We start from the raw sequence: 5,273 nt of genomic DNA, 5'->3' as shown, positions 1-5,273 counted from the left end.
GCTCTTCGGCCGCATCCGCGCGGCCCAGGTGGGCCAGCGTCTCGCGCATGCGGCCGAAGAGCGGCGTGCCCTGCCCGGTCGGCCGCATGCCCTGGCGGCTGCGCTCGAACAGGGGCAGGCCCAGGGCCTGTTCCAGCTGCGCGATGGCGCGGGCCACCGTCGGCTGCGACAGGTGCAAGGCTCCTGCCGCGGCGGTGGTACTGCCGGCCGCTGCCACCGCCACGGCCGCGCGCAGCGACCGCAGGGTGGGCGCGGGCGCCACGCGCTCGGTCACGGCGGTACCGGACGAGCGGCTCAGGCCGCCGCCACCATCGGCAACCGCAGGTCGAAGCGCGCCCCGCCCCCAGGCGCGTTGCCGGCCTCCAGCCGCGCGCCATGCGCATGCATCACGGCCTGTGCGAGCGAGAGGCCCAGTCCCAGGCCGGCCGCGGCCTCACGGGCGCGGGCGCCGCGGTAGAAGCGCTCGAAGAGGTGGGGCAGGTCGCTCGGCTCGATGCCGGGGCCGTCGTCGGTCACGCGCACGATGGCCTCGCGGGCGGTGGCGTCGGCCAGCAGGCTCACGGTGACGGCGCCGCCCTGCGGCGAATACTTGATCGCGTTGTCGATCAGGTTGGTCAGGGCGAGCTGCACCGGCACGCGCGCCGAGACGGCCTGCACATCGGCGCCTTCGTTCACCGTCAGGGCCACCTGGCGCTGGCGCGCGACCGGGGCCATGCGGCGCATCGTCTCGCGCACCAGGTCGGCCAGCGACAGCGATTCCATCTCGCCGCGCTCCTGGCCGGCGTCGAGCCGGGCCAGCACCAGCAGCTCCTCCACCAGCAGGGTGAGCGATTCCACCTCGTCGAGTGCGGAATGCAGCGTCTCCACATAGCTCGCGGCATCGCGCGGACGGCGCAGCGCGATCTCCAGCTCGGCACGCAGGCGCGACAGCGGCGAGCGCAACTCGTGCGAGGCATCGGCCGTGAAGTTGCGCTGGGCCTCGATGCCGCGCTCCAGGCGGTCGAGCATCTCGTTGAGCGTGTCCACCAGGCGGCCGATCTCGTCGGGCACGCCGGGGTGGGGCAGCCGGCTGGCCAGGTTGCGCTGGCCGATGCGGCGGGCCTGCTCCACGATGTCGTCGATGGCATTGAAGACGCGGCGCGTGAGCAGCTCGCCCGCGATGCCCAGCGCCAGGATCAGCACGACGGTCAGCAGCAGCATCATGACGCCGGCGCTCGCCACCGCGTGGTTGAGGTCCTCCAGCGAGGCCGCGACCTGCACCGCCAGCAGGTCGGGCCGGTTGGGCACAGGGACCGACACCACACGCGTCTGCTCGCCGGCAAAGCGATCCAGGTCTTCGTAGACCGGCCCACCGCCCACCAGCTGTGCCCGCAGGTCTGCCGGCACGGGCAGCGTGGCCGAGCCGAGATTGGCGCTGCGCGCCACCACCTGGCCGTCCTTGTCCAGCACCTGCACCAGGCGGTCGACGCGCGCATACGAAGGGCCACGGTTGCGCGCCGCCTCGTGCACCACGGCAGGCGTGCCGGGCTCGGACACCGCGAGCATGCCGGACTCCAGTTCGGCCAGCGCCAGTATGGCGTCGTCCAGGTCGCCGCGCAGGTCGGTCGAGAAGGCCCAGATGCCCACCGCCGCCACCACGGCCATCACCAGCGAGACGACGGCGAAGTGCACGATCGCCAGGCGTCGGCGGAAGCTCAGCATGCTCACTGGACGACCCTCCGCGCACGGCGTTCGGGGATTCGTGCTTGGGAGCGGCCCGGCGCGCTCATGCGGCCGCTCCCACGTCGAGCCGGAAGCCGCGCCCGCGCACGGTGACGATGGAAGGGTCGGCGATGCCCTCCAGCTTGCGCCGCAGGTTGCCCATGTGCACGTCGATGAGGTTGTCGATGGCGAGCAGGTCGTCCTTCCAGATCTGCTCGGCGATGCGGGCCCGGCTGACCACCTCGCCCGGATGGCGCATCAGGATGTGCAGCAGCGCGAACTCCTTCTGCGTGAGATCGATGGGCTGGCCGTGACCGGTCACGGCATGGCTCAGCGGATCGAGCCGCAGGGCGCCCACCACCAGGACGGAGGGCCGGGCCAGGTCCGAGCGCCGCAGCAGCGCACGGGCACGGGCCAGCAACTCGTCGAAGGCGAAGGGCTTGGTGAGGTAGTCGTCGGCACCGAAGTTCAGCCCTTCCACGCGGTCGACCAGGGCGTCGCGCGCGGTGAGCATGAGCACGGGCGTGGTCACGCCGCGCTCGCGCAGGGCGCGGCACCAGCCCAGGCCGTCCTGGCCGGGCAGCATGCGGTCGAGCACGATGAGACCGTAGGCGGTGACGAAGGCCTCCTCGTCCGCCTCTTCGGCCGAATGGACCACGTCGACCACGAAGCCCTCCTCCTGCAGGCCGCGCGCCAGCACGCGGGCGGCCTTGCGGTCGTCTTCAACCAGGAGGATGCGCATCGGGAGTGGGCAATGGCGGGCACATGGGGCAGGCAGTATGCCTTTGCAGGCCTGTTTTCCGCCTGAAGAACTCTTCAGGATTTCTTGGGACTTTCTTCAGGCACCGCTGCGTAACCTGCGCTCCCAATGAACGGATGGTCCGCCCGCACGAGGCAGGAGTCCGTGGAGCCGACGATGACCGTTTCCTTCCTGTCCGACGCTGCTGCCCCTTCCGTGCGCGGCGCCGTGCTTCTGCTGCCGGGCCTGTGCAGCACGTCCGACGAACTGCTGCATCTGCAGTCCTCGCTGCGCCGAAGCGGCTGGCATGTGAGCGCGCCGCACATCGCGGGCTACTCCTTCGATGCCGACGGCCAGCGCAGCACCGGCTTCGACCAATGGGTGGACCGGGTGTGCGCCGAGTTCGCGCAGCTCAGGCAGCAGTACGGCACCGTGCTGCTGGCCGGCATCTCGGCCGGGGCCGCGCTGGCGCTGGCCGCCGTGGCGCGGCTGGGCCAGGCGGTGTCGGGCGTGGTGCTGATGTCCACCACGCTGCGCATGGACGGCTGGAGCGTGGGCCGCAGCCGCTGGCTGCTGCCGCTGGCGTTGTACACGCCGCTGGGCCGCCTGTGGCGCTACCGCGAACGGGCGCCCTACGGCGTCAAGAACCAGCGCGTGCGTGAATGGATCGAGCAGGAGCTCAAGGACCGGCAGATCTCCCGCGCCGGCTGCGCCGCCATCGGCGTGGCCCACCTGCGCGAATACGACCGTCTTCGTCGCGCCGTGCGCCGCAGCCTCGACCGCGTGCGCTGCCCCGTGCTGGCCCTGCATGCCCGCGAGGACGAGGTGGCCAGCCTGTCCAACATCGACCTGCTCGCCCAGGGCCTCAAGCATGCGCCGCTGCACACGGTGGTGCTCGAGAACAGCTATCACATGATCTCGATCGACAACGACCGCCGCCAAGTGGCCGAGGAGACGATCGAGTTCGCCCGCGCCGTGGCCGAGGGCCGCGCTCCTTCCACCTCCATCGAAAGCTGATCCATGCCGTCGACCACCTTCCAGACCATCGCCCGCATCGCCCAGGAAGAGCACCGCTGCGACCCGGCCCTGCTGCGCCCCGAAGTTCCGCTGGCCGACCTGGGCCTCGACTCCCTGGCACTGATGGAGTTCATCTTCTCGGTCGAGGACGCCCTCAAGCTGCGCCTGCCGGAAGAGCGCCTGGACCCGCGCGAAGCCGGCATCACCCTTGGCGACCTGTGCGACGCCATCGACGCACACATGGCACAGCAGCAGCAGACCGGCGGCGCCACGCCGGCCCACGCATGAATGCCCTTGCCGCCGGCCGGGCCGAGGTGACGCTGTGAGCACGCCCGTCGCCATCACCGGCGTGGGCGTGGTCAGCTCGCTGGGCACCAGCGTCCAGGCGCTGGACCGGGCGCTGGCCGCCAACCAGTGCGCCATCGCGCCGCGCGAGGTCGTCATCGACGGGGTGGAGCGCTTCACCGTCGGCGTGGCGGCCTGCAGCGAGTTCGACGACCGCAAGAGCCGCGCCCCTTCGGGCGTGACGCTCGATCGCGGCACGGCGATGGCCCTGAGCGCCGCCTTCGAGGCGGCGGAGCAGTCGCGCCTGTTCGAGAGCAGCCGCCAGCCGGCGCCCGAGCGCCTGGGTGTGTTCTGGGGCACCGGCATGGGCGGCGCGAGCAGCTTCGACCAGTCCACAGAGCAGCTCTACGGCCGCAAGCGCCGCCTGCGGCCCACCACGGTGCTGACGACCATGCCCAATGCGGCCGTGGCCGAGCTGGCGCTGGCCTTCGGCGCACGCGCCTCGGCCGTGGGCTATGCCTGCGCCTGCGCCTCGTCGGCGGTGGCCATCGGCGAAGCCATGCGCGCCGTGCGCGGCGGCTGGCTGGACGTGGCCATCGCCGGCGGCCACGAAGCCCTGCTCACACCGGGCGTCATCGCCAGCTGGCAGGCCATGCGCGTGCTGGCCCCGCTGGAGGCGCATGCCGCCCACACCTGCCGGCCCTTCTCGGCCGACCGTGCCGGCTTCGCGCTCGGTGAGGGCGCGGGCGCGGTGATCATCGAATCGGTCGCCTCGGCCGAACGCCGCGGCGTGGATGTGCAGGCGCTGCTGGCCGGCTACGGCACCAGCTGCGACGCGAGCCACATCAGCAACCCGAACAGCGAAGGCCAGGTGCGCGCCGTGCGCGCCGCGCTGGCCGACGCCGGTCTGGCCGCCAGCGACATCGGCCATGTGAATGCGCACGGCACCGGCACCGTCGCCGGCGATGCCGCCGAGGCCGCCACGCTCGCCGAGATCTTCGGCGCGCGCGGCGTGCCGGTGAGTGCCACGAAGGCGCTGCACGGCCACATCATGGGCGGCGGCGGGGCCATCGAACTGCTGTGCGCCCTGCGCGCCATGGCGCTGGGCCAGTTGCCCGCCAGCGCCACGGCGCCCGACTCCACCCTGGGCGTGGACCTCGTGCACGGCCTGGCGCCACGCGCCAACGGCGACATCCGCCATGTGATGTCCAACGCCTTTGCCTTCGGCGGGACCAACGCGGTCTTGATCGCAAGCCGGGTGGGGTAGGGCGGCCAGCGTCGGCGCTACGCCCTGCCATCTCCCGCATCGGCCATCCGCGCGGGGGGCTGGCTGTGGAAGGGCGGGGCGCCCTCCCGAGCCTGGGCACGGAGTACATCCTTGCGGACTTTGCCGGAGGCCGTCGTGGGAAATTCCCCGACCAGGAAGTAGTGCTCGGGCAGCTTCTGCCGCGCGACACCCGCAGCCGCCAGCATTGCCTCGATTCCCGAAGTCTCCTGCGGCGCATCGGCGCGCAGGATCAGGAAGGCGCAC

General features: G+C 72.1%; 6 protein-coding genes and 1 pseudogene. 3 read left to right on the top strand and 4 right to left on the bottom strand.

Features of this window, described 5'->3' with window-relative positions; all coding sequences use genetic code 11:
* The 3 genes from QZ772_RS03915 to QZ772_RS03905 all read right to left on the bottom strand — a co-directional run.
* Positions 1-274: LysR family transcriptional regulator (locus tag QZ772_RS03915; RefSeq protein ID WP_295523222.1), on the bottom strand; the 274-nt coding region annotated here is incomplete at its 3' end.
* A 20-nt stretch (positions 275-294) separates the two neighbouring features.
* A complete protein-coding gene (locus QZ772_RS03910; protein ID WP_295523224.1) occupies positions 295-1,701 on the bottom strand; it encodes an ATP-binding protein in 1,407 nt (468 codons plus the stop codon).
* A gap of 64 nt (positions 1,702-1,765) precedes the next feature.
* The gene (locus QZ772_RS03905) at positions 1,766-2,443 is read right to left on the bottom strand and encodes a response regulator transcription factor (RefSeq protein WP_295523220.1); all 678 of its coding nucleotides are present in this window, start codon (positions 2,441-2,443) and stop codon (positions 1,766-1,768) included.
* A gap of 174 nt (positions 2,444-2,617) precedes the next feature.
* Here QZ772_RS03905 and QZ772_RS03900 point away from each other — a divergent pair, with 174 nt between their 5' ends.
* From QZ772_RS03900 to QZ772_RS03890, 3 genes are read left to right on the top strand one after another with little or no spacing between them, the layout of a single operon-like run.
* Positions 2,618-3,457: an alpha/beta fold hydrolase gene (locus QZ772_RS03900; protein WP_295523218.1), complete on the top strand. Its 840-nt coding sequence runs from the start codon at positions 2,618-2,620 to the stop codon at positions 3,455-3,457.
* Positions 3,458-3,460: 3 nt separating this feature from the next.
* A complete protein-coding gene (locus QZ772_RS03895; RefSeq protein WP_017759844.1) occupies positions 3,461-3,745 on the top strand; it encodes an acyl carrier protein in 285 nt (94 codons plus the stop codon).
* A 34-nt stretch (positions 3,746-3,779) separates the two neighbouring features.
* Positions 3,780-5,009, top strand: a complete 1,230-nt coding sequence (locus QZ772_RS03890) for a beta-ketoacyl synthase (RefSeq protein ID WP_295523215.1) — start codon at positions 3,780-3,782, stop codon at positions 5,007-5,009.
* A 17-nt stretch (positions 5,010-5,026) separates the two neighbouring features.
* On the opposite strand, the pseudogene QZ772_RS03885 reads toward QZ772_RS03890, so the two are convergent.
* Positions 5,027-5,273 (bottom strand): annotated as a pseudogene (locus tag QZ772_RS03885) (hypothetical protein); the annotation flags it as partial.

The sequence above is a fragment of the uncultured Pseudacidovorax sp. genome (genome assembly GCF_913773995.1).
Lineage (GTDB): Bacteria > Pseudomonadota > Gammaproteobacteria > Burkholderiales > Burkholderiaceae_C > Xenophilus.
The sequence above is the reverse complement of the archived record's forward strand: the minus strand, read 5'-3'. Positions and strand labels throughout refer to the sequence as shown.

Coding starts and splice junctions, on each gene's coding strand:
- QZ772_RS03910 (WP_295523224.1), bottom strand. CDS start 1,701: ATGCTGAGCTTCCGCCGACGCCTGGCGATCGTGCACTTCGCCGTCGTC.
- QZ772_RS03895 (WP_017759844.1), top strand. CDS start 3,461: ATGCCGTCGACCACCTTCCAGACCATCGCCCGCATCGCCCAGGAAGAG.
- QZ772_RS03900 (WP_295523218.1), top strand. CDS start 2,618: ATGACCGTTTCCTTCCTGTCCGACGCTGCTGCCCCTTCCGTGCGCGGC.
- QZ772_RS03905 (WP_295523220.1), bottom strand. CDS start 2,443: ATGCGCATCCTCCTGGTTGAAGACGACCGCAAGGCCGCCCGCGTGCTG.